23 protein-coding genes are annotated in these 22,290 nt (G+C 37.2%); 8 read left to right on the forward strand and 15 right to left on the reverse strand.

The window, feature by feature from the left end; translation table 11 throughout:
- The 3 genes from FOT98_RS00500 to FOT98_RS00510 all read left to right on the forward strand — a co-directional run.
- On the forward strand, positions 1 to 968 hold a 968-nt coding region (locus FOT98_RS00500; protein ID WP_144290919.1), incomplete at its 5' end, for an MSCRAMM family protein.
- Positions 969 to 1,455: 487 nt separating this feature from the next.
- On the forward strand, positions 1,456 to 2,856 hold the full coding sequence (locus tag FOT98_RS00505) for a M28 family metallopeptidase (RefSeq protein ID WP_063262353.1): 1,401 nt from the start codon (positions 1,456 to 1,458) through the stop codon (positions 2,854 to 2,856).
- Between the two features lie 147 nt (positions 2,857 to 3,003).
- The gene (locus FOT98_RS00510; protein WP_063262354.1) at positions 3,004 to 3,378 is read left to right on the forward strand and encodes a hypothetical protein; all 375 of its coding nucleotides are present in this window, start codon (positions 3,004 to 3,006) and stop codon (positions 3,376 to 3,378) included.
- A 25-nt stretch (positions 3,379 to 3,403) separates the two neighbouring features.
- On the opposite strand, the gene FOT98_RS00515 is transcribed toward FOT98_RS00510, so the two are convergent.
- From FOT98_RS00515 to FOT98_RS00535, 5 genes are all read right to left on the reverse strand, one after another.
- Positions 3,404 to 4,075, reverse strand: a complete 672-nt coding sequence (locus FOT98_RS00515) for an ABA4-like family protein (RefSeq protein ID WP_063262355.1) — start codon at positions 4,073 to 4,075, stop codon at positions 3,404 to 3,406.
- On the reverse strand, positions 4,059 to 4,373 hold the full coding sequence (locus tag FOT98_RS00520) for a hypothetical protein (RefSeq protein ID WP_063262356.1): 315 nt from the start codon (positions 4,371 to 4,373) through the stop codon (positions 4,059 to 4,061). Before FOT98_RS00520 ends, FOT98_RS00515 begins: the two co-directional genes overlap by 17 nt.
- On the reverse strand, positions 4,360 to 4,887 hold the full coding sequence (locus FOT98_RS00525; RefSeq protein WP_063262357.1) for an RNA polymerase sigma factor: 528 nt from the start codon (positions 4,885 to 4,887) through the stop codon (positions 4,360 to 4,362). Before FOT98_RS00525 ends, FOT98_RS00520 begins: the two co-directional genes overlap by 14 nt.
- 397 nt (positions 4,888 to 5,284) lie before the next feature.
- Positions 5,285 to 6,955: an arginine--tRNA ligase gene (argS, locus tag FOT98_RS00530; RefSeq protein ID WP_001086441.1), complete on the reverse strand. Its 1,671-nt coding sequence runs from the start codon at positions 6,953 to 6,955 to the stop codon at positions 5,285 to 5,287.
- Positions 6,955 to 7,392, reverse strand: a complete 438-nt coding sequence (locus FOT98_RS00535; RefSeq protein WP_000414868.1) for a YwiB family protein — start codon at positions 7,390 to 7,392, stop codon at positions 6,955 to 6,957. The genes argS and FOT98_RS00535 overlap by 1 nt, the downstream gene beginning before the upstream one ends.
- A 202-nt stretch (positions 7,393 to 7,594) precedes the next feature.
- Between FOT98_RS00535 and FOT98_RS00540 the strand changes: the two genes are divergently transcribed.
- Positions 7,595 to 8,581: a S66 family peptidase gene (locus FOT98_RS00540; protein ID WP_063262358.1), complete on the forward strand. Its 987-nt coding sequence runs from the start codon at positions 7,595 to 7,597 to the stop codon at positions 8,579 to 8,581.
- 26 nt (positions 8,582 to 8,607) lie between these two features.
- Here FOT98_RS00540 and FOT98_RS00545 read toward each other — a convergent pair whose 3' ends face one another.
- A complete protein-coding gene (locus tag FOT98_RS00545) occupies positions 8,608 to 8,970 on the reverse strand; it encodes a YxeA family protein (RefSeq protein ID WP_061680051.1) in 363 nt (120 codons plus the stop codon).
- Positions 8,971 to 9,204: 234 nt separating this feature from the next.
- Between FOT98_RS00545 and FOT98_RS00550 the strand changes: the two genes are divergently transcribed.
- Complete coding sequence (locus FOT98_RS00550; protein ID WP_063262359.1) at positions 9,205 to 10,242, forward strand: PTS sugar transporter subunit IIC; 1,038 nt, start codon at positions 9,205 to 9,207, stop codon at positions 10,240 to 10,242.
- 346 nt (positions 10,243 to 10,588) lie between these two features.
- On the opposite strand, the gene speB is transcribed toward FOT98_RS00550, so the two are convergent.
- From speB to FOT98_RS00570, 4 genes are all read right to left on the reverse strand, one after another.
- Positions 10,589 to 11,461, reverse strand: a complete 873-nt coding sequence (gene speB, locus FOT98_RS00555) for an agmatinase (RefSeq protein ID WP_001209831.1) — start codon at positions 11,459 to 11,461, stop codon at positions 10,589 to 10,591.
- A gap of 217 nt (positions 11,462 to 11,678) precedes the next feature.
- The gene (gene speE, locus FOT98_RS00560) at positions 11,679 to 12,506 is read right to left on the reverse strand and encodes a polyamine aminopropyltransferase (RefSeq protein WP_000424696.1); all 828 of its coding nucleotides are present in this window, start codon (positions 12,504 to 12,506) and stop codon (positions 11,679 to 11,681) included.
- Positions 12,507 to 12,692: 186 nt separating this feature from the next.
- A complete protein-coding gene (locus FOT98_RS00565; protein ID WP_063262360.1) occupies positions 12,693 to 13,856 on the reverse strand; it encodes an MFS transporter in 1,164 nt (387 codons plus the stop codon).
- A 5-nt stretch (positions 13,857 to 13,861) separates the two neighbouring features.
- The gene (locus tag FOT98_RS00570) at positions 13,862 to 14,269 is read right to left on the reverse strand and encodes a MerR family transcriptional regulator (RefSeq protein WP_061680054.1); all 408 of its coding nucleotides are present in this window, start codon (positions 14,267 to 14,269) and stop codon (positions 13,862 to 13,864) included.
- A 152-nt stretch (positions 14,270 to 14,421) separates the two neighbouring features.
- Between FOT98_RS00570 and FOT98_RS00575 the strand changes: the two genes are divergently transcribed.
- The gene (locus FOT98_RS00575) at positions 14,422 to 15,147 is read left to right on the forward strand and encodes a glycerophosphodiester phosphodiesterase (RefSeq protein WP_063262361.1); all 726 of its coding nucleotides are present in this window, start codon (positions 14,422 to 14,424) and stop codon (positions 15,145 to 15,147) included.
- A gap of 102 nt (positions 15,148 to 15,249) precedes the next feature.
- Entirely contained in the window at positions 15,250 to 17,301 is a 2,052-nt protein-coding gene (locus FOT98_RS00580; RefSeq protein WP_063262362.1) for a transglycosylase domain-containing protein, read from the forward strand.
- A 34-nt stretch (positions 17,302 to 17,335) separates the two neighbouring features.
- Here FOT98_RS00580 and FOT98_RS00585 read toward each other — a convergent pair whose 3' ends face one another.
- Together FOT98_RS00585 and FOT98_RS00590 are read right to left on the reverse strand one after the other, a co-directional pair.
- Positions 17,336 to 17,845 (reverse strand): YwhD family protein, encoded by a 510-nt coding sequence (locus FOT98_RS00585; RefSeq protein WP_000136683.1) that lies wholly within the window; start codon positions 17,843 to 17,845, stop codon positions 17,336 to 17,338.
- 25 nt (positions 17,846 to 17,870) lie between these two features.
- Entirely contained in the window at positions 17,871 to 18,545 is a 675-nt protein-coding gene (locus tag FOT98_RS00590; RefSeq protein ID WP_063262363.1) for a site-2 protease family protein, read from the reverse strand.
- Positions 18,546 to 18,656: 111 nt separating this feature from the next.
- Here FOT98_RS00590 and FOT98_RS00595 point away from each other — a divergent pair, with 111 nt between their 5' ends.
- Positions 18,657 to 18,842: a 2-hydroxymuconate tautomerase gene (locus FOT98_RS00595; RefSeq protein ID WP_001147171.1), complete on the forward strand. Its 186-nt coding sequence runs from the start codon at positions 18,657 to 18,659 to the stop codon at positions 18,840 to 18,842.
- A gap of 39 nt (positions 18,843 to 18,881) precedes the next feature.
- On the opposite strand, the gene FOT98_RS00600 is transcribed toward FOT98_RS00595, so the two are convergent.
- The 3 genes from FOT98_RS00600 to FOT98_RS00610 all read right to left on the reverse strand — a co-directional run bounded on the left by FOT98_RS00600 (position 18,882) and on the right by FOT98_RS00610 (position 22,283).
- Positions 18,882 to 20,186 (reverse strand): HD domain-containing protein, encoded by a 1,305-nt coding sequence (locus tag FOT98_RS00600; RefSeq protein WP_063262364.1) that lies wholly within the window; start codon positions 20,184 to 20,186, stop codon positions 18,882 to 18,884.
- Positions 20,187 to 20,332: 146 nt separating this feature from the next.
- On the reverse strand, positions 20,333 to 21,280 hold the full coding sequence (locus tag FOT98_RS00605) for an ABC transporter substrate-binding protein (protein ID WP_000787719.1): 948 nt from the start codon (positions 21,278 to 21,280) through the stop codon (positions 20,333 to 20,335).
- Positions 21,281 to 21,470: 190 nt separating this feature from the next.
- Entirely contained in the window at positions 21,471 to 22,283 is an 813-nt protein-coding gene (locus tag FOT98_RS00610; protein ID WP_000212060.1) for an ABC transporter ATP-binding protein, read from the reverse strand.
- Between the last annotated feature and the right edge of the window lie 7 nt (positions 22,284 to 22,290).

Here is a 22,290-nt window from a genome sequence, read left to right on the forward strand (position 1 = left end):
TTACTGTTGAAAAGAGTCAAACAACTACAGCTTCTGTTACTGCTACAAATAGCTTAACGAAGGGCGCTGTTGAATTAACTAAAATCGATGACATTGACGGCTCTACTCTTGAAGGTGCAGTATTTAAAATTGTTGATATGAACGGCAATGACGTTCGTTCTAATTTAACTACTGATAAAGATGGTAAAATTTCTGTTTCTGATTTACGCCCGGGAGACTATCAGTTCGTTGAAACGAAGGCTCCTACTGGATACGATTTAAGCGCTAAGCCAATTCCTTTCACAATTACGAAAGGGCAATCTCAAGTTACTTCTGTTACAGCTTTAAATAGTTTAACGACAGGTGCAATGGAGTTAACTAAAGTTGATATGGATCACCATGGAACACTTGAAGGTGCCATTTTCAATATTTTAGATCAAGACGGAAAAGTAGTACGAGAAGGTTTACAAACAGATGGGCATGGTAAATTAATCGTAAATGATTTGAAACCTGGTAATTATCAATTAGTGGAAACAAAGGCTCCTGCTGGCTATCAATTGGATGCATCACCGATAAACTTTACAATTGAAAAAGCTCAAGCTACACCACTACAACTTACAGTTTCAAATAAAAAAATCGATTCTTCATCAGGTGGAGATGATAAACCAGTTACTCCTCCTAATAAAGAAGAGGAAACAGGGAAAGAAACTTCTGAAGAACTAGAAAAAGGAAATCCTGAAACACATGGGAAAGAAACTTCCGAAGAACTAGAAAAGGGAAATCCTGAAACACATGGTAAGGGAACTTCTGAAGAACTAGAAAAAGAAAACCCTGAAACACAAATAAACAAACAGCAAGATGACCGGAATAAGGGTAAAGAACTTCCAAATACGGGTCACAAAAATGATCCTACTCAAACAGCCGGCATCGTACTTCTACTAGCTGGATTGTTAAGTATTTTAGCTACAAAACGCAAAAAATATTATTAATAGTTTTCACACCCAATCAAGTAAACATTTGATTGGGTGTTTTTTTATGCAAAAAAGGACGATACGTAGAGTATCGTCCTTTTAACGGGGTGAGGCTGCCCAAAAGTACGGAAAACCTTTGAACAGCCTCGTATTTTCATATGGATGCCTTACATATATCACTGATGATAAATATGAAATGCGGAAACATATTTATCATCACATGATTCAAACACGAGAAAAGAACCCTATAGGATTCTTTTCTCTACATAATCTAAAGTTTGGGTACACTAGATTCATGCAATGTAGGAGCTTTCCAAGCAGAAAGCGAACCTTCATTTAAAATGATAGCATACATATCTCCATCAAAAATATGCAAATATGCATATAGCGTTTTTTTATTTCTCAATGTCAGAATATTGAAAAATAATGAAGATAGCGGTAAAATAAAGTCGTTATCCGTCTTCTTTTGTCAGGCATAGAGAATAGAAGAATAGGAGAGGAAAAAATGAAAAAAACTTTGAAACAAAAAATAGTAAGCTCTTTGCTTGCTGTATCACTCGCTGTTAGCTTAGCTCCAATCGGACAAGCCCAAGCTGATTCCACGTCAGAAATCACACAGACTTCACCTATCACAAAACAAGTTGATGCAAGCCGCGCCATCGAACACATTCGTTTCTTATCCGAAACAATTGGTCCTCGCCCTGGTGGGACAAAATCAGAAGAATGGGCCTCTCGCTACGTTGGTATGCAACTTAAATCAATGGGCTATGAAGTAGAATATCAACCATTTCAAGTGCCTGATCAATACGTTGGATTTATTGATTCACCATTATCCACAAAGCGTAATTGGCAAGCTGGCGCTGCCCCTAACGCACTAATTTCTACAGAAGCTGTTACAGCCCCTCTTATCTTTGTTCAAGGTGGGACAAAATTAGAGGATATCCCAAATGAAGTAAACGGAAAAATTGTTCTATTTGAAAGAGGAACAACAGTTACAGACTATAATAAACAAGTTGAAAATGCTGTTAGCAAAGGAGCAAAAGGTGTCCTTTTATACAGTTTAATTGGCGGACGCGGAAATTATGGACAAACCTTCAATCCCCGCCTAACGAAAAAGCAGTCTATCCCTGTCTTTGGTCTTGCTTATGCGCAAGGAAATGCATTTAAAGAGGAAATCGCTAAAAAAGGGACAACAATTCTTTCTCTAAAGGCGAGACATGAATCTAACTTAACATCACTAAATGTCATCGCTAAAAAGAAACCAAAAAATAGTACAGGTAATGAAAAAGCTGTCGTTGTAAGTTCGCACTATGATAGCGTAGTTGGAGCACCTGGAGCAAACGACAATGCTTCTGGTACAGGATTAGTATTAGAGTTAGCTCGTGCTTTTCAAAATGTAGAAACTGATAAAGAAATTCGTTTTATTGCTTTTGGATCTGAAGAAACTGGCTTACTTGGCTCCGATTATTACGTTAATAGTCTGCCTCAAAAAGAACGCGATCGAATTTTAGGTGTCTTTAATGCAGACATGGTTGCAACAAATTACGATAAAGCAAAGAATTTATATGCTATGACGCCTAACGGTTCCCCAAACCTTGTAACAGACGCGGCCTTACAAGCAGGTAAACAATTAAATAATGACCTCGTACTGCAAGGGAAATTCGGTTCTAGTGATCACGTTCCATTTGCTGAAGTTGGTATCCCTGCCGCTCTATTCATTTGGATGGGAGTCGATAGTTGGAATCCATTAATCTATCACATTGAGAAGGTATACCATACACCTCAAGATAATGTGTTAGAAAACATTTCGCCTGAACGTATGAAAATGGCATTAGAAGTTATCGGAACAGGAGTTTATAATACACTTCAAAAACCTGTTACTCAAACTGAACAGAAAGCTGCTTAACCATTTAAAAGACCACTGATTTTTGTCAGTGGTCTTTTATTGAGAAAATACATATATGCATAAAAGCATATTTCCTCCTGCTCATTATCATATACAATATTAACTGTAACAAAAATGATTACAACTAATAAGGAGGCTTTTTCTACTATGAAAAAAATGATCTTAGCCGGTGCGTTAACTTTAGCAGGAACTACTGGTGCTACCGCGTTTATTCCCGAAACAAAGGTCGCTGCTGCCGTTCAAGAAAACAGCTTTACAAAATTTTATTCCTTGCAAACTGGAAGTAGTTCTGAACAAGAACCTGTTTTCCTTCAAAAGGGACAAGAGTTAACAATTCAACCTAATAGCAAAACTCCTAGTTACAGTGTGTATGACTCAAATCATAACCTTATCGGGCGTTATTCTGATGGGTACGGCAGAATTTTCACTGCAAAAACAGATGGAAATATGTATGTTCAATTTCATGCACCTTTCGTTTACTATAGTCCTGTTAGCTTTTCTGTTACTTATACTATCCAATAAAATAAAGGGCCTTTCTCAAGGCTCTTTATTTTGCTTCCCAATTCACTTTCACAAATCCATCTTTCACCATTACACCACTTATATTAAATACATACTTTTCATTTGCCTTTAATGTAGCTTTAAAAGTACCTTTTTTCGATTCACAAATTTCCTTTAACTCTTTTATCCCTTCCCCTTGTCTTTCATACAAACTAAAGCATAAATTGCCGCGTTTTGCGTCTGTCTCATAAGAAAATGTCACTTCTGTATCTTTCTCGTACTGAATTTCAATATCTTTACCAGCAATATCCCATGATGAGAATTTTGCTTCATAACTTGTCTCTCCTTGCTTCTCACTTTCTAAATATATATCACCAGCTTTCCACATATCATCTAACGTTTGAACGAAAGCAAAGCCGCTCAATAATACAAACATCACACTTGCAAATATGACAACTAATGTTATCTTTTGTTTTTTCATAGCCTTCATCGTATGTTTCCCTTCTATTTTCTTGTTACTTCTTCGTATCATATATAACAAAACTCCAATAAAAAATGGCAATACAATCGCTATAACACTCCACCATTTACTTATTCCACGCGTTTTCGCATCTGTATACACCCATGATGCTACACATACTAAAAGTGCTATAAAAGTCAAAAGCATTGTAATCCCAGCTATCTTAAATACTAAAAATGGATTAGCGAACTCTATCATGTAATTTATACTCCTTTTTTAAAAATGACTGTATGACAACATATATAGGAACGTATAGATGCATCATAATCACACTTGCTATCAACATAGGGACTGTATGATTCAAATGAGTGACAAACTGCTCCGTAACGATTGTTAATAAAATAATCCAAATAGCATGAATACAAATAGCCCATCTCTTCTCTATCTTTTGACCATTTCGCACAATCTGTTTCGTATTATTTATCAGCTTTTCGCTTGGAATCATCTCCCCCGCTAAGCTACTTTTTATCTTCTGATCAAACTTATCTTCCGTCATAAACGAACACCTCCAAACGTTCCCGCATTTGCTTCTTCGCATAATTAAGGCGGTATTTCACCGTACCAATCGGTATATTTAATATTTCGCTCATTTCTTTATAAGAGTATTGTTCATAATAGTAGAGTACGAGCACAGTTTTATATTTTTCATTCAATAACTGTATAACTTCCCGTATCATTTCCGCTTCCACTTTTTGAATAAATTCTTCTGATATATCCACTTCATCTGCGAAATCGATTTCTCCCCCATCCTCTTTATGAAACAAATCCAATACGCGATCTTTCCACCTTTTCTTCTTACGATAAAAGTCATAAAACGTACGAACACAAATTGTAGTAATCCATTTTTTATAATTTTCCACGCAAGAAAGCTGGTGCCTAGAGGAAAAAACTTTTATCCAAGTCTCTTGAAAAATATCTTCTGCATCTTCTTTCGTTTTCGCTAATTTATAGCATAAGGAATATATTTGCTGCTTATATATATCAATTAATTCTTCTACCTTTTCTTCCATCTTAAACCTCCTGTCATTTATATAAGACGACGCAAATTCTCCTTTTGTTTGATAAAATTTTATTTTTTTATTATCTCCATACAAAAAGGCAATCACAACATCGTGTGATTGCCTTTTACTGAAAGCGAAAAATCGGCTTCCGCTTTTCTCTATGTCCAGCTCTGCCTCCTAGCCCCTTCTGTCTAAGAACCTTCCCCACGAGAAGATAAAATGCATCTTCTGTGGGAAAGAACCTTAGCCTTCGGGACTAAACAGTCGGCTCCGCTTTTCTTTATTGTCCAGCTCCAGCGGCTAGAATACTCGGTGGCTTCGCGCCTTCCTCCGAGGTAAAGTACACCTCTTTGTCAGGAGCTCCATCCCCCTCCTATTCTGAACGAGCCGCTTTCGCTTTTCTTAATTACATTTTTTCTGGTGCAGATACTCCTACGATTGCTAATGCGTTTTGAAGTGTAGTACGTACTGCTTTCATTAACTCATAGCGAGCTTTACTTAATTCTAAGTTGTCTTGGTTTAATACTTTTTCTGCATTGTAGAAGCTGTGTAATGCTGCTGCTAATTCAAATGCATAGCTTGTAATGCGGTGTGGCAGACGTTTTTGCGCTGCATCCGCAACTACTGCTGGGAATTCACCAAGTTTTTTCAGTAACTCTACTTCTTTCTCAGAAGTAACAAGTTTGTAGTTCACGTCTCCGCCTGTAGCTAATCCTAACTCTTCACCTTGACGAAGGATACTGCATACGCGAGCATGAGCATATTGTGCATAGTATACTGGGTTTTCATTAGATTTTGATACAGCTAAGTCCATATCAAAGTCTAAATGAGAATCACCGCTACGCATTGCGAAGAAGTAACGCATTGCGTCCACGCCTACTTCTTCCATAAGCTCACGAAGTGTAACTGCTTTACCTGTACGCTTACTCATCTTCATTTTTTCACCATTTTGGTACAGTTGTACCATTTGGATGATTTCTACTTCAAGTGTTTCCTTATCGTAACCAAGTGCTTGAATAGCAGCTTTCATACGAGGAATGTAACCGTGGTGGTCAGCACCCCAAATGTTGATTAACTTATCGAAACCACGCTCTAATTTATCACGGTGGTAAGCAATATCTGGCGTTAAGTATGTGTAAGAACCGTCGTTTTTAATTAATACACGGTTTTTGTCGTCACCGTAAGTCATAGAACGGAACCAAGTTGCGCCGCCTTCTTCAAAGATCTCATCACGCTCTTTTAATACTGCAAGTGCAGCATCGATTTTTCCGTTTTTGTATAATGATGTTTCTGAGAACCATACATCGAATTTAACACGGAAGCTTTCTAAGTCTTTTTGAAGTTTTGCTAGCTCATATTTTAAACCGTATGAACGATAGAACTCATAGCTTTCTTCTGCATCAGCCTTTGCATAACGATCACCAAATTCTTCAGCTAAAAGCTTACCGATTCCAATGATGTCCGCACCATGGTATCCGTCTTCTGGCATTTCTTTCTCTAGGCCTAAAGCTTGCATGTAACGAGCTTCAACAGAAAGCGCTAAGTTATGAATTTGGTTACCAGCGTCATTAATGTAGTACTCACGAGATACATCGTACCCTGCTTTTGCTAATACGTTACATAAAGTGTCACCCACTGCCGCACCACGTGCATGTCCTAAGTGAAGGTCACCTGTTGGGTTCGCAGATACGAACTCAATTTGTACTTTTTCACCTTTACCAGTATTCGTTTCACCGTAAGCTTCGCCAGCGTTAACGATTGTTGGGATTAAGTCTGTTAAGTAGCTATTATCCATATAGAAGTTAATGAAACCAGGACCTGCGATTTCAATTTTTTCAATAGAAGCTTTTGCTTTATCGAAGTTTGCAACTAATTCTTCTGCAATCATACGAGGTGCTTTTTTCGCAACGCGCGCAAGTTGCATTGCCATATTTGTAGAGAAATCACCGTTTGTTTTATCTTTTGGAGATTCTAATACAACGTTTGGAATCTGTTCTTCTGTCGCTAATTCTGCCTTTAATACAGCAGCTTGAATTTCTTCTTTAATTAATCCTTTTACTTGTTCTAAAGAATTCATTATTTTGCCTCCTTCAAATTAAGTGTAATTGTATATCTGCCAGCTTCTTGTTCACTTAGAAGCAATGCGTACGTTAAGAAGAGTTGTCCTTTTTTCTTTTCATCCGACCATTTAAAAAGAACGTTATCAGTTTTCGTTTGCAATGCAAACGTACCAAGTTCACTCGTATACGTACCAGTTGTCCATTCACCTTTCACATGCGTTTGACGCATTGAAACAGCACCTGAACGCATAATGAGAACTTGTTCATCTTGAATTTTAATAATTGTTTTCACTTCGCCCTGTTCGTTCGGCTCTTGGAATGTTACGTATGTACCTTGACCTTTTACATAGTATTGACCATTTGCTTCAAAAGCAACGGTTTCCTTCCTCGCCCCTTCACGGATTTCTGTTACGAAATGAACGTGTACCGGCAAGCCTGCAAGTTGTTTCTCCACGTCTTGCACACCCTTCACATGTTATAGATATTAAATAATGTATATAATAAATCACTTTTCCTATCATATCAAAAAAAACCTCTGTCTGTCTGCTGAAAAATCAGGAAAACTCCTTTTCAAAAAATAATTCACCTTCACCTTATTTCATATGATAAAATATTTTTTAAATCTAAATATTCTTTCATTTAAAGAGGTGAGTTAAGTGCTACCAACAAAATTGAAAAAAGGTGATGAAATTAGAGTCATTTCACCATCTTGTAGTTTAAGTATTGTCTCAAATACGAACCAAGAGCTTGCTATAAAAAGATTAACTGACATGGGCTTTCAAGTTACATTCTCAACATATGCTGATGAGATCGATCGATTTGCTTCCTCTTCTATTTCTTCACGCATTCAAGACCTCCACGAAGCATTTAGAGACCCGAATGTAAAAGCCATTTTGACAACACTTGGCGGATACAACTCTAATGGTTTATTGAAACATCTCGATTATGATTTAATTCGAGAAAATCCTAAGTTTTTCTGTGGCTATTCTGATATTACCGCTTTAAATAATGCTATCTACGCAAAAGCAGGACTCGTTACATATTCAGGACCCCATTTCTCTTCATTTGGAATGGAGAAAGGGCTCGAGTATACGAACGATTACTTTTTAAAATGCTTAACTTCTAATGAGCCTATTGAAGTCCTGCCATCTGAAACATGGAGTGATGATTCTTGGTACGTCGATCAGGAAAATCGAGAATTCATTAAAAATGAAGGCTATGTTTCCATTCACGAAGGCGAAGCAACTGGAGAAATTATCGGTGGTAATATGAGCACATTGAATTTACTGCAAGGTACACCATATATGCCAAATTTACAGGATAAAATTTTATTTCTTGAAGAGGATAGTTTAACCGGAACATCTACCCTTAAAACTTTTGATCGTTACTTACACTCCCTTATGCAGCAACCAGATTTTGAGTGCGTAAAGGGAATCGTCATAGGAAAGATGCAGAAAGGTGCAGAATGTACGATAGAAGACATTCAAGAAATGATTGCTTCAAAACCTGAACTTGCACATATCCCTATCATTGCAAACGCAAGTTTCGGGCATACAACCCCGATTTTCACTTTCCCAATTGGTGGACGTGCAAAAATCATTTCTAACAAAGATAAGACATCTATCACCATTTTAACGCACTAAAAAAAGGAGCGAATGAGTCGCTCCTTTTATGGTTTTTCTATTTTTTCCAACGCTTTTTGTGGAATTGATTCTTTTGAGATTTCAGCCCATCCTTTTCCTTGCATACCTTTTGCATAAATTTTTATAAATGCTCCCGTATGCAATTCACGGTTCATCATTCTTTTCACAACTTGTAACTTTCCGTCTTCTGTATACCCTTTAAAAGTGTATAAGTATTCTCCATCTTTTTTCTCACCTTTATCTATAACCGCATAATAATCTTGTATTTCTTTATTTGAAAAGAAGTTGTCTACAAAAGCATGTACACCTTCTGTTTTTGTATTTAAATAATATGCCGTCCCCCCTAAAATAATGGCGAACACAGCTAAAACTTTAATTACCAATTTCATAAATGCGCCTCCTGTTTGCACTTCTTTCTCACTAACCTTATGTCTATACATGTATTATACGAAAAACAACATACTATACTCTATCGAAACGCCTTACACTTTCCTTACATTATTGTAAGAGTTTTTCCCTTTATAGCAAATTCCCATCAAAAATTTTTTCCGTTTAACAAACTTTTATATTATTATTGAATGATACGAATTTTTATTATAAAAATCAAAGGAGACAGTTTTCAAATGGCTATCTTGCAAGGTTTAGCACTATTACTTGTTGTACTTTGTCTATTTACACTTTTTAGTTACCGTGCTCCTTACGGCATGAAAGCAATGGGTGCTTTAGCTAATGCAGCAATCGCAAGTTTTCTTATTGAAGCATTTCACCGTTATATCGGTGGGGAAATGTTTCATAATGACTTTTTACAATCAGTAGGAGAAGCTTCTGGTAGTATGAGCGGTGTCGCAGCGGCAATTTTAGTCGCACTAGCAATAGGTGTTTCACCCGTATATGCTGTTTTAATCGGTATCGCTACTAGTGGATTCGGTATTTTACCAGGATTTTTTGCTGGATACATTTGCGCTTTCGTCGTGAAATTTCTCGAAAAGAAATTACCGGCTGGTGTAGAATTTTTAGCAATTTTATTTATTGCTGCACCAATCTCGCGCGGCATGGCAATGCTTATGGATCCAATCGTGAACGCAACACTCGGTAAAATCGGTTCTATGATTTCAGTTGCAACTACAGAAAGTCCTATCATTATGGGTATTATGCTTGGTGGATTAATAACAGTTATTTCTACCTCTCCATTAAGTTCTATGGCACTAACTGCAATGCTTGGATTAACAGGTTTACCAATGGCAATTGGTAGTCTTGCCGTAGCAGCCTCCGCCCCGATGAACTTTATTTTCTTTAAGCGACTAAAAATTTGCTCAAAGAAAGACACAATCGCTGTAGCAATCGAGCCTTTAACACAAGCCGATGTTGTTTCAGCAAATCCAATTCCTATTTATGCGACAAACTTCGTTGGCGGTGCACTTGCTGGTATTATTACATCTCTATTCCAGCTCGTTAATAATGCACCAGGAACAGCATCACCAATCCCAGGACTTCTTGTCTTATTCGGATTTAATGACGTTGTAAAAGTAACAATTGCTGCTGTATTATGTGGAATCGTTACCACTATTGTTGGATATATCGGATCAATCGTATTCCGTAAATATCCAATTCGTTCTGCTGATGAAATTCGTGGCATTACTTCTGAAGAGAAGATTGCATAAGAAAAAGAGCTATTCTCATCGTTTGAGAATAGCTCTTTTTGATGTTGCGTGACAGTAAATGAAATTATATCAGCGATTTTCTAAATATATCGACCGTAACTCGAATTATATCGGCGATTTTCTAAATATATCGATCGTAACTCAAATTATATCGGCGATTTTTCGAATATATCGACTTACCGACACATAACGACAAAATAAGAGCCCCCTATTCATATAGGGGGCTCTTACTTTATCCAGCTACGGCAGCTAGAATCTCCGACCATTTCACACTCTCGGCCTGCGCCAAAAGCGCTTCTCTGTCGAGCATTCCATGACCTGCGATTCTGAGCAAGCCGCTTCACTTTTATTTCACCCAACCGAGCAGCATTTCCCGCACGAATTTGCTTGCTGCGACTGGCGTTTGATCACTATGGTCGTAGACAGGAGCTACTTCTACTAAATCTGCTCCAACTACATTTATATTTGAATTTGCAATTGCCACGATGGAATCTAATAGTTCTTTAGATGTGATACCTCCAGCTTCTAACGTTCCCGTTCCTGGAGCGTGAGCTGGGTCTAATACGTCAATGTCGATTGTGACATAAACTGGGCGTCCTGCAAGTTTCGGTAATACTTCTTTTAACGGTTCTAATACGTCAAATTTATATAAGTTCATACCTACTTCTTTTGCCCATTCGAATTCTTCCTTCATTCCAGAACGAATACCGAAAGAATATACGTTTTCCGGACCAATTAAATCGCACACTTTACGAATAGGTGTAGAGTGGGATAAAGGCTCCCCTTCATACGATTCACGTAAATCAGTATGAGCATCCATATGGATGATTGCTAAATCCGGATATTTTTTTGCCATTGCCTTAAAAATTGGCCAAGACACTAAGTGCTCACCGCCGAGACCTAGTGGAAACTTATCGGCATCTAAAAGTTTTGATACATACTCTTCAATCATGTCTAAACTGCGTTGTGCGTTTCCGAATGGTAATGGGATATCACCCGCATCAAAATATTTTACCTCTTCTAGTTCACGATCTAAATATGGGCTATATTCTTCAAGACCGATTGATACTTCACGAATACGTGCAGGGCCAAAGCGAGAACCTGGACGGTAACTTACTGTCCAATCCATAGGCATCCCGTAAATAACTACCTTTGACTCTTCAAAACTTGGATGACTTTTAATAAATACTTTACCTGAATAAGCTTCATCAAAACGCATATTCTTTTCCTCCTTATGTGGAACTTAAGGTATCCCAACCTTTCATTATTTCTCAAATTTGGAGCGAATTGCTCCTCTTTCTCGATTTACCGGGTCTTCTGTTTCATAACAAGAAGACGATTTTCTTTACAAGAGTGTAAGTAGCTAGCATGTTCAAGTCTTCTGGACAAACACCTTAAATGAGCTACTTACACTTTATTTGTTTAATACGATTCCCTTACTTAATTAAATCGCCAACAAATTTCGGTAATGCGAATGCTGCATTGTGTAATTCTTTTGTGTAGTATTTCGTTTCGATTTCGTGGAAACGCTCTTCACTTACTTCTAATGGATCATGTTTTTTAGATCCAATTGTGAACGTCCAAAGACCGCTTGGGTAAGTTGGAATGTTCGCTGTGTATAAACGAGTAATTGGGAAGATCTCTTTTACGTCTTTAAACACAGTTGTAATTAGTTCTGGTGTGAACCAAGGGTTGTCCGTTTGTGCAACGAAAATACCGTCTTCTTTTAACGCTTTAGAAATTCCAGCGTAGAAACCTTTCGTAAATAAGTTTACTGCTGGTCCTACTGGCTCAGTAGAATCTACCATAATTACGTCATATTCATTTTCGCTTTCTGCGATGTGTAGGAAACCGTCTCCTACTTTTACTTCTACACGCTCATTGTCTAATGCGCCTGCAATTGATGGTAAGTATTGTTTAGAGTACTCAATTACTTTTCCATCGATTTCAACAAGAGTTGCTTTCTTTACGCTTGGGTGTTTTAACACTTCACGAATAACACCACCATCGCCACCACCTACAACTAATACGTTTTCAGGGTTTGGATGTGTAAATAAAGGTACGTGCGCTACCATTTCATGATAAACGAACTCATCTTTTTCTGTTGTCATAACCATGCCGTCTAAAATAAGCATGTTTCCGAACTCTTCCGTTTCAACCATATCAAGTTTTTGGAATTCTGTTTGCTCCGTATGTAATGTGCGGTTAATACGCGCCGTAATCCCAAAATGTTTTGTTTGTTTTTCAGTGAACCATAGTTCCATCGTACAATCACGCCTCTCAATGCAAATTTATAATAGGGACATCATTAATGTCCCCTAACAAAAATAAAACAAAACATCCAAAAAGTATAGTTAAAAGTACAAAAATACCGAAAATATATTTTAGTCAGAGGGTTCTAACATATATACGAAAAAAGATTGCCCCGTAACAGGAAAGAAAACCCTTTCCTAAGAAAGGGCTTTTGTCTCTACTTCTACCGGCTTTCGAACTGGAATTAAAATCATTACACAACCGACTAGCACAACAATTCCACCAACTAAAAACGGACTTTGCGGTGAAACAGTGTGACCGATGATTCCTGATAAGATTGGTGCAATTGCGCCACCTAACCAACGAACGAAGTTATAGACACCTGATGTAACAGATCTTTCATAAGGTGAAATATCCATTACATAACTTGTAAATAATGCATTATTTAATCCGGATGCTAATCCTGATAGAACAATTAATACAATTTGTAACCACATAATTTTCACGAAGAATAGTGCGATTAAGAAAAGCGCAAATACGAGTAAACTACCTTTCAACAATGCTTTTGGCTCATATTTACCTTCTAACTTGTGAGCCAAAATTGCAGAACCGTAAGCTAACGCTAATCCCCATCCGCAAAATACAAACCCTAATTGAATCGCAGATAAATGCATAATAAGTGGTGAATATGCTAATACAACGAAAAATCCGTAGTAGTATAACATTCCTGAAATTGCACCTTGCATAAACGGTTTATACTTCACCAGGTTAATTAATTCTCCCACGCCTGCCGCTTTACGTTTCACTTTTCGCTCCGGTTCTTTTACAAAAAAGAAAACTAAAATAAATGCTAAGAAAATTAAAATACTCGTCGCAAAAAATGGATAACGCCAAGAATGTCCACCTAATATCCCGCCTAATAACGGTCCGCCTGCCATTCCTAAACCGATAGCTGCTTCATATAATCCTACTGCTTCATGAACTTCTTTACTTAATGCAATCAATAATGTCATCGCCGTTGCAAAGAACATCGCATTCCCTAATCCCCATCCAGCGCGGAAAAGAGATAATTGAGCAATCGTTTGCGATATACCGCATATAAACGCAAATACAGTTACGATCGCAAGACCAATCGTCATCATTCTTTTATCACCAAATCTCGATGCGAATATTCCAGCTGGTAACATCATAATTGCCATCGTTAAAATATATGCTGTAAATAACATCTCTACTTGCCAATGCGATGCACCAATCTTTTCAGCAATAATCGGCAAGATTGGATCGACTACCCCTATACCTGAAAAGGCAAGGAAGGTAGCCACCACTGTAATCAATCTCCCTAGTTTTTGTTTGCTCTCCATTTTGATTACTCTCCTTTTGTATTCTCTAAAAATGTCGCTGCACGATGTAAACTATCTTCGAGTTCCGCCTTTACGCGCTGCATTTGCTCCATTTTCTCGTCTAGCGTTTGCACTTGTTTTTCAAGCATCTCTTTAATTTCTTGAATCACTTCGCGGTCACGAGGGTTCTCACTATTTCTTCTTTGCTCCATTCTTTCTTTTAATGATAAGAAATGTTGCATTTCTTGAAGCGTGATTCCTAGCACTTCTTTCGCTTCCACAATCCTTTTAATTCTAGCGATGTCCTCGTCTGTATACAGGCGAATGTTCCCCTCACTACGTTCAGGGGGATGAATTAAACCAATTTCCTCATAATAACGAAGTGTACGTTTTGTTAAACCAACTTGCTTTGTGACTTCATCAATTTTATACATGTTTATTCCTCCCTTCACTCAATTATTACATTTTACGTTAACGTTAACTTTTGTGCAACTGTTAGACTTTTGTAAATGTTTATCCTATTCAATTGTATTTTTCCAAAAGCAGTTTCATAATGAAAGAAAAGAAACGATAAGGAGATTTCCGTATGAATAAACCACTTATTTTCGCTCATCGCGGGGTAAAAGGAACACATCCAGAAAATACGATGATTGCCTTCCAAGAAGCTGAACGCATTGGTGCCCATGGCATTGAACTTGATGTACACCTATCAAAAGATGGTGAACTCGTCGTGATTCACGATGAAACAGTAGATCGTACAACAAATGGCATAGGTCTTGTTTCTGAAAAAACGGTAGCGGAATTACAAGCTTTAGATGCCGGCAGCCATAAAGACCCTTCTTTCCATGAAGCAAAAATCCCAACGTTACGCGAAGTATTCATTTGGCTATCTACAACAAAGTTACAGCTCAACATTGAGTTAAAAACAGATGTCATTCACTATCCAAACATTGAAGAAAAAGTTGTCGCTCTCGTTCGTGAATATCATCTATCTAATCAAATTGTGTTCTCATCGTTTAACCACGACTCTGTTTCATTACTAGCAGAAATAGCTCCTGAAACCCCAAGAGCGATTCTATATGATACACCACTTGCTGATCCGATTGCTGAAGCAAAAAATAGAAACGCAACTGGTTTACACCCTAACTTTCAATTATTAACAAAAGAATTTGTCCAATTTGCACAAAATCAAGGGTACGCTTTCCGTCCTTACACAATTAACGAATACAAAGATTTACAAACTATGATTGACTACGGCGTAGATGTCATTATTACCGATTGGCCAGCACGTGCCTTTGAGCTCCTTTCTTAATTGAAGGAGCTTTTTGTTTTCGAAATTTCATTGTTTAAAATAACCGAAAACCCTCAATACTAATACAATAATGTTTGTATTAGTATTGAGGGGCTGAAAAAGATGAATCAAACTATGAATCCGAAACTTAAAAAATATAAACGTCTTTTCTTCACCGTAATGTTTTCTTCTGTTCTTTTTTTCGTTTTTTCCTTTTTTGTTATTATTATAGTTGCAAAAATTATGGGACCTCCTCCTGTTGCTGTCCCGCAAACGAGTGTCTTTTACGCTAATGATGACACTGTTATCGGACAAAGTAATGAAATGCAAAAACGTTACAATGTATCTCTCAATGAAATCTCTCCTTATGTAAAAGAGGCGACACTATCTATCGAAGATCAACGATTCTACAAACATCATGGTTTTGATATAAAACGTATTGCTGGCGCTATTGTTGCCGATTTAAAGGCGATGGCAAAAGTCCAAGGTGCTAGTACGATTACACAACAGTATGCTCGTAACCTATACTTAGATCATGATAAAACGTGGAAACGGAAACTATTAGAAGCGATGTACACAATTCGCCTTGAAGTGAACTATAATAAAAATCATATTTTAGAAGGATATTTAAATACAATTTATTACGGGCACGGTGCTTATGGAATCGAAGCTGCGTCTCGTCTATATTTCGATAAAACAGCAAAAGAACTAACATTAGCGGAAGCTAGTATGCTCGCAGGTATTCCGAAAGGACCTAGTGTCTACTCTCCCTTTTTAAAAGAGGATCGTGCGAAAGGACGACAATCTCTCATATTAGACGAAATGGTAGAACAAGGTTATATTACGAAGAAACAAGCTGTGTCAGCGAAGAAAGAGCCATTAACCTTTGCCTCATTAGATGCGAAAAAAGTGGCAGAGATTGCGCCTTATTTCCAAGATGCTGTACAAGCTTCTCTTCTTCGTGATATCGGATTGGATGAACAAGCATTACAAAAAGGTGGTTTGCGTATTTATACAACGCTAGACCCTAAATTACAATCGGTCGCAGAGCAAGCTGTAAAAGATCACATACCTGACACAACAAACATACAAACTGCGCTCGTCTCTATGAATCCAAAAACAGGTGAAGTAGCTGCCCTTGTTGGTGGAACTGATTATAATACAAGTCAATTTAACAGGGCTACACAAGCCGCTCGACAGCCTGGATCTACGTTTAAGCCATTCCTGTATTACGCGGCATTAGAACGAGGATTTACCCCTGCTACGCGCTTAAAAAGCGAATATACTGTTTTCACTTTAGGTGACGGTGTTTCAAAGTATAAACCGAAAAACTATAAAGACTATTATGCAGATGATTTTGTAACAATGGCACAAGCTCTTGCGGTCTCTGACAATGTATATGCCGTGAAGACCAATTTATTTTTAGGCGAAGACATTCTTACAAAAACAGCGAAGCAATTCGGTATTACTACCGCATTAAAAGATGTTCCGTCTCTCGCTCTCGGTACATCTCCTGTAAAACCAATTGAAATGGTTAACGCTTATAGCATGTTCGCAAACGGTGGAAAAGAAGTAAAACCAGTGTTTATTCGCCGCATTATGGACCATGAAGGAAATATGTTATACGATGCTCATTTGGAGAGTAAGCAAGTTCTTGATAAGAGCAAAGCGTTTGTGATGGAAGAAATGATGACAGGTATGTTTAATAAAAAACTAAGTAGTTATGCTGCTGTAACTGGTCAATCGATGTTATCAAAACTATCAAGAACATATGCCGGAAAATCTGGTTCTACTGAAACGGATAGCTGGATGATTGGATTTACCCCACAAATCGTAACGGGTGTATGGGTTGGATACGATCAACCTAAATCAATTTCAAATGTAGCAGAACAAGGATATGCAAAAAGAATATGGACCGATACGATGGAAAAAGGCTTAGATGGACAACCTAAAAAAGAGTTTAAACAACCAAGTGATGTCGTTGCAGTCGATATTAACCCTGAAAACGGAAAAATCGCTACAAAAAACTGTCCCATTTCAGTTAAAATGTATTTCGCAAAAGGTACAGAACCAACTGAATATTGTATGGATCATGTTGATGATAAAGAAGAATTTGAAAAGACAACTGAAGAAAAGAAAAAAACAAGTTGGTGGAAAAAATATCTTCCTTGGTAAAAAAAATAGCTGACGGGCATCCGTCAGCTATTTTTTATTCGCTTAATAATGCACGTCGCAATTCTTCACTAGATTCGTTCCAAATCGCTTCATTATGTTCTTTCAAGAACGTACCAAGTACTTTTTTAGATGATTCATCCATATGGTCAACCATAATGTGACGCTTCATTGATTTATCCATTTTGTTTACGTGCTCTGGAAGTGATTTATATCCGCGGCGAATTTCACGGTCAACTGTCATTTCACAAGCTGTTACACCTGCATAATAAGCACCTGTCGCCGTTCTTTCAATCGTTACCCACACAAGCCAAAATGGTTTTCCGTTTGGAACTTCATCTTTATTTGTTAAAAACTTAATACCTTTTTCGACTGTACTACGCGCATGCATTGCACCGATATCAACAAATGCTGTTTTCTCTAGTACATCGACAAATACAGGTGAAATGTTTTCTAGACTTAATGCTCCAACACCAAAACCACCATGTCCATCTGTTGAATCATTTTTCACGATATTAAAACCGATTTTTTTCTTTTTCTCTGTCATATGTAAACTCCTCCTCGCTTACTGATTAGAAAAGCCTAAAAATAGGCACAATGATATTTTGTAAAAACATTAATACATGCGGAATAACTACTTGGAAAATAGGTTGAATCGTGTAATTGCTAAGCGGTGTAATAACAAGAATTAATAACGCGATTGCTCCATATTTTTCATACTGTGTCATTTTCGCACGAATATTTGCTGGTGCTAGATCCTCCACTACGCGATATCCATCAAGTGGCGGGATTGGTAATAAGTTAAATACAAGTAAAACGATATTTAACATAATAAAGATTTCAAAGAACTTCCCTAATGTTTCGGCTACTGCAACTGGAATTGCATCAAATACTCCGAATACCGTTAAGCTATATAAAATAATTAAACCAATCGCACTTAAAATAAAGTTACTAATCGGTCCTGCAATCGAAACTAATATTCCCGCAAGACGTGGTCTTTTAAAATTATATGGGTTAACTGGTACAGGTCTTGCCCAACCGAAACCAAGAATTAATACCGCAATCATCCCGATAGGATCTAAGTGTGCCATCGGTGATAAAGTTAAGCGCCCCTGTCTCTTTGCTGTATCGTCTCCAAATTTATATGCAACATATGCATGCGCAAATTCATGCACTGATAATGCAATAACAATTGCCATTGCTACCAACGGGATTTCTTGCAATGGATATCTAAATAACTGATCCATACTTCATCTCCTCTTCAATATGTCAAAAAAGAAAATATTTGTTTTTTCGATTGTTCTTCCCCATAATCCGCTATAATAAGAGTGTAACTTACATAAAAGGAGCGATTACATATGCCATACGTAACAGTGAAAATGTTAGAAGGACGCACAGAGGAACAAAAGAAAGCTCTTGCTGAGAAAGTAACAGCAGCAGTAAGCGAAACAACTGGTGCTCCTGAAGAAAACATTGTTGTTTTCATCGAAGAAATGTCTAAAAACCATTATGCAGTTGGCGGAAAACGCTTAAGCGACAAATAATTTCAAGTTCTTTCATAAGAAGCAGCTCTTAGCTGCTTCTTATTTTTTTCCTTCTAGTAACTCGATGATTCTCTCTTTATATTTTCCTTTTCTTCCATCTTCATAGATTAAATCATGCGGATAGAATAATTTTTGATCCCTTCTCTTCTTACCAGTAATCGCCTCAACAATATCCGATTCACGTGAAAGCTCTCTAAGCTCCCCATTTGGCATAAGAAGTAAGATTGGTAAACGCTCTTCTTCTTCACCAGCACGGTAAAAGTCGTATGGTAAGTCTGATGTTGAATCAACTACTAAATAGTATTCTGGATCAAGTCCAATCTTTTTGAATAAGCTACTTAATTCCATCCAATTATCTAAACCGTGCTTATCTGTAAACTCTACGTATTTAAATAGGTTTCGATTCATAAAACGGCGGCATAAATCACTTAAAATTGAATCTTCTTCGTCTTGCCATACTTGGAAGTAATAATACATAACGTTCTCGTCTAACTTTAAATAATCCTCTACTGTTACTTCTTCTTCAAATAAAGAATAGAAATGAACCGGATGATTTTTAAATGTATAATACTTCTCGTGCAATGATTTTGCACGGTGTAAAATCTTCGTTAAAATGACTTCGGCACTGCGCGTTACCGGGTGGAAATATACTTGCCAATACATTTGATAACGACTCATAATATAATGCTCAACAGCATGCATACCACTATTTTTAATGACTACTTGATTCCCATACGGACGCATGACACGTAGTATACGTTCCATATCAAAGTTTCCATACTTTACGCCAGTGAAATACGCATCTCTTAATAAATAGTCCATACGATCTGCATCAATTTGGCTGGAAATCATACTAATCGCTAATTTATTAGTAGATGTTTTTGCGATTACATCGGCCACCTTTTGCGGAAAGTCTTTATCCACGCGGCTTAATACACGGTTAATTTCCGTATCTCCAACGATAATTTTTTGCGTAAATTTCTCATGATCTAATGAAAATACCTTTTCAAACGAGTGAGAAAATGGGCCGTGACCGACATCATGAAGTAATGACGCACATAAACATAACAATCTATCTTCAGCATTCCAGTTCGGCCTGCCATCAAACACATCATCAATCATACGACGAATAATTTCATATACACCTAACGAATGAGTAAAGCGACTATGCTCTGCACCGTGAAATGTAAAAAACGTCGTTCCAAGCTGCTTAATACGGCGCAAGCGTTGAAATTCTTTCGTTCCGATTAAATCCCAAATAACACGATCGCGTACGTGCACATATTTATGTACCGGGTCTTTAAACACTTTTGTTTCGCTGAGTTTGTCGTTTAAATATACCACCTTCCGACATCCCCCTTTCTTTACTGCATTCTTACTATATATTATAAACGAAATAGGAAACAGAAAGAAATGAAAGACTATATTAATTGCCCTTATATAAAGAAAAAATCACTTTTACCGAAGTAAAAGTGATTTCTTTTTATACATTATTTACCTAAAACGAATTCAGCAACTTCATCTAAGATCATTTCTTTACCTAGAGGGAAGTAACCTTTGTTTAAGTCTTCGTTTTTAATTGTAAATACGTGGTTATTTTTAACAGCGTTCATGTTTTTCCAAATTGATTCTTCTTGGAATTCTTTTAGACGCTGAGAACCGTCACCAGTTGTAAATACAAATAGGTAATCTGGGTTGTAATCGATTAAAGCTTCTTTTTGTACTTGTACTAATGGTTTATCCGTTGGTGTACCTTTAACTGCTGGTAATTTCAAGTCATTAAAGATTACGCTACCGTAACCGTAGTCACCGTATACACGGAAAGCATTTGGATATGCAGCCATTTTCATGAATGTTGCATCGCCAGTTTTCGCAACGATTTTGTCATGTAATTTGCTTGCTTTTTCTTCATACTGTTTGAACCATTCTTTTGTTTCTTTCTCTTTACCGAAGATTTGACCTACTTCTTCGAATTTTGGACGCCATTGGTCTAATGGAGTTTTTAACATAACTGTTGGTGCAATTTTAGATAATTGATCATAGATCTTTTCTTGACGATTGTTTACAAGAATTAAGTCTGGTTTTGCAGCAGCTACTGCTTCGATGTTAATTTTATCGCCCCAAGCAGAGCCAACTGGTTTTACGTCTTTTAATTTCTTTTCAATATGTGCATCAATTTTTTCTTGAGATGTATTAGCAGTAATAATTGGTTTCATACCAAAAATTAATAATTCTTCTGTTGAACCACTAAGGTCAGCAATTTTCTTTGGATTTGCAGGGATTTTAATTTCCCCTTTTGCGTGTTGTACAGTGCGCTCTTCAGTTTTCGCATCCTTCGCATCTGCTTTCTTCTCTTCTTCTTTGTTAGAACAAGCTGCAAATAGTACAGAAGTAACGACTAGTACCATTGCTAATAGTGCCATTTTAAAATTCTTCATGTTCCCACTCCTTCTAGCTGTATTTCTCTTATAAGTTACAATGAACTATAAGAAACAAGATTAACAATTAATAAATATATATTGATTAATTGTTGCTTATGCCCCGTTCTAACGGGTGTTCAACTTCCTATTTACTAATAAGAAGCTCAACGTCCATTAGAAGCCCCCCTCTTTACGAGGGGGATTCTACTTATGCCTTTTTACGCAATTGATTACTAATCATCGCTAGATCATATGTTAAACAAATTGGTTTACAGTTTACTGGACATGGAACGATTTGAGCTTCAATCTCAAATACGTTACGAAGTGTTTCACTCGTCATCACTTCATCTGGCGTTCCTTGTTTCATTAACTTACCCGCTTTTAATGCAATCATATGATCTGAGAAACGAGAAGCATGGTTTAAGTCATGGATAACCATAACAATCGTTCTACCTTCTTCTTCATTTAACTTTTTCAATAAGTTTAATACTTCTAATTGATGCGCCATATCTAAGTACGTCGTCGGTTCATCTAATACTAGTAATTCTGTTCCTTGTGCAAGAGCCATCGCAATCCATACGCGTTGACGTTGTCCACCTGATAACGCCTCTGCTGGACGATTTGCGAATTCTGTCATTCCCGTCACTTCAAGTGCCCAATGAATGTAACGATAATCCTCTTCTTTCAACGTTCCAAATCCTTTTTGATGAGGAAAGCGTCCATATGAAACAAGCTCAAACACAGTAAGGCCAGTTGGCACTTCTGCAGTCTGTGGTAAAATTGCCATTTTCTTTGCGATTTCTTTCGTTGGTTGTTTCTCAATTGCTTTTCCGTCAAGATAAACAGTACCTTTTTTCGCCTTCAAAATACGAGAAGCCGTTTTTAATAATGTGGACTTCCCACAACCATTTGGTCCAATAATTGTTGTAATTTTCCCTTCCGGAATTTCAACTGTTAATCCATCAATAATTAACCCTTCATTATAGCCAACAGATACCGCATCAACTGCTAAAGTTGCCATACAAAAA

It is taken from the genome of Bacillus sp. HY001, from assembly GCF_007558965.1.
Taxonomy (GTDB): Bacteria; Bacillota; Bacilli; order Bacillales; family Bacillaceae_G; genus Bacillus_A; species Bacillus_A mobilis.

What these genes read in the sequence shown, in the direction of transcription:
- FOT98_RS00505 (WP_063262353.1), top strand. Translation starts at nt 1,456, where the DNA reads ATGAAAAAAACTTTGAAACAAAAAATAGTAAGCTCTTTGCTTGCTGTA.
- FOT98_RS00510 (WP_063262354.1), top strand. Translation starts at nt 3,004, where the DNA reads ATGAAAAAAATGATCTTAGCCGGTGCGTTAACTTTAGCAGGAACTACT.
- FOT98_RS00515 (WP_063262355.1), bottom strand. Translation starts at nt 4,075, where the DNA reads ATGATAGAGTTCGCTAATCCATTTTTAGTATTTAAGATAGCTGGGATT.
- FOT98_RS00520 (WP_063262356.1), bottom strand. Translation starts at nt 4,373, where the DNA reads ATGACGGAAGATAAGTTTGATCAGAAGATAAAAAGTAGCTTAGCGGGG.
- FOT98_RS00525 (WP_063262357.1), bottom strand. Translation starts at nt 4,887, where the DNA reads ATGGAAGAAAAGGTAGAAGAATTAATTGATATATATAAGCAGCAAATA.
- argS (WP_001086441.1), bottom strand. Translation starts at nt 6,955, where the DNA reads ATGAATTCTTTAGAACAAGTAAAAGGATTAATTAAAGAAGAAATTCAA.
- FOT98_RS00545 (WP_061680051.1), bottom strand. Translation starts at nt 8,970, where the DNA reads ATGAAATTGGTAATTAAAGTTTTAGCTGTGTTCGCCATTATTTTAGGG.
- FOT98_RS00550 (WP_063262359.1), top strand. Translation starts at nt 9,205, where the DNA reads ATGGCTATCTTGCAAGGTTTAGCACTATTACTTGTTGTACTTTGTCTA.
- speB (WP_001209831.1), bottom strand. Translation starts at nt 11,461, where the DNA reads ATGCGTTTTGATGAAGCTTATTCAGGTAAAGTATTTATTAAAAGTCAT.
- speE (WP_000424696.1), bottom strand. Translation starts at nt 12,506, where the DNA reads ATGGAACTATGGTTCACTGAAAAACAAACAAAACATTTTGGGATTACG.
- FOT98_RS00565 (WP_063262360.1), bottom strand. Translation starts at nt 13,856, where the DNA reads ATGGAGAGCAAACAAAAACTAGGGAGATTGATTACAGTGGTGGCTACC.
- FOT98_RS00570 (WP_061680054.1), bottom strand. Translation starts at nt 14,269, where the DNA reads ATGTATAAAATTGATGAAGTCACAAAGCAAGTTGGTTTAACAAAACGT.
- FOT98_RS00575 (WP_063262361.1), top strand. Translation starts at nt 14,422, where the DNA reads ATGAATAAACCACTTATTTTCGCTCATCGCGGGGTAAAAGGAACACAT.
- FOT98_RS00580 (WP_063262362.1), top strand. Translation starts at nt 15,250, where the DNA reads ATGAATCAAACTATGAATCCGAAACTTAAAAAATATAAACGTCTTTTC.
- FOT98_RS00585 (WP_000136683.1), bottom strand. Translation starts at nt 17,845, where the DNA reads ATGACAGAGAAAAAGAAAAAAATCGGTTTTAATATCGTGAAAAATGAT.
- FOT98_RS00590 (WP_063262363.1), bottom strand. Translation starts at nt 18,545, where the DNA reads ATGGATCAGTTATTTAGATATCCATTGCAAGAAATCCCGTTGGTAGCA.
- FOT98_RS00595 (WP_001147171.1), top strand. Translation starts at nt 18,657, where the DNA reads ATGCCATACGTAACAGTGAAAATGTTAGAAGGACGCACAGAGGAACAA.
- FOT98_RS00605 (WP_000787719.1), bottom strand. Translation starts at nt 21,280, where the DNA reads ATGAAGAATTTTAAAATGGCACTATTAGCAATGGTACTAGTCGTTACT.
- FOT98_RS00610 (WP_000212060.1), bottom strand. Translation starts at nt 22,283, where the DNA reads ATGGCAACTTTAGCAGTTGATGCGGTATCTGTTGGCTATAATGAAGGG.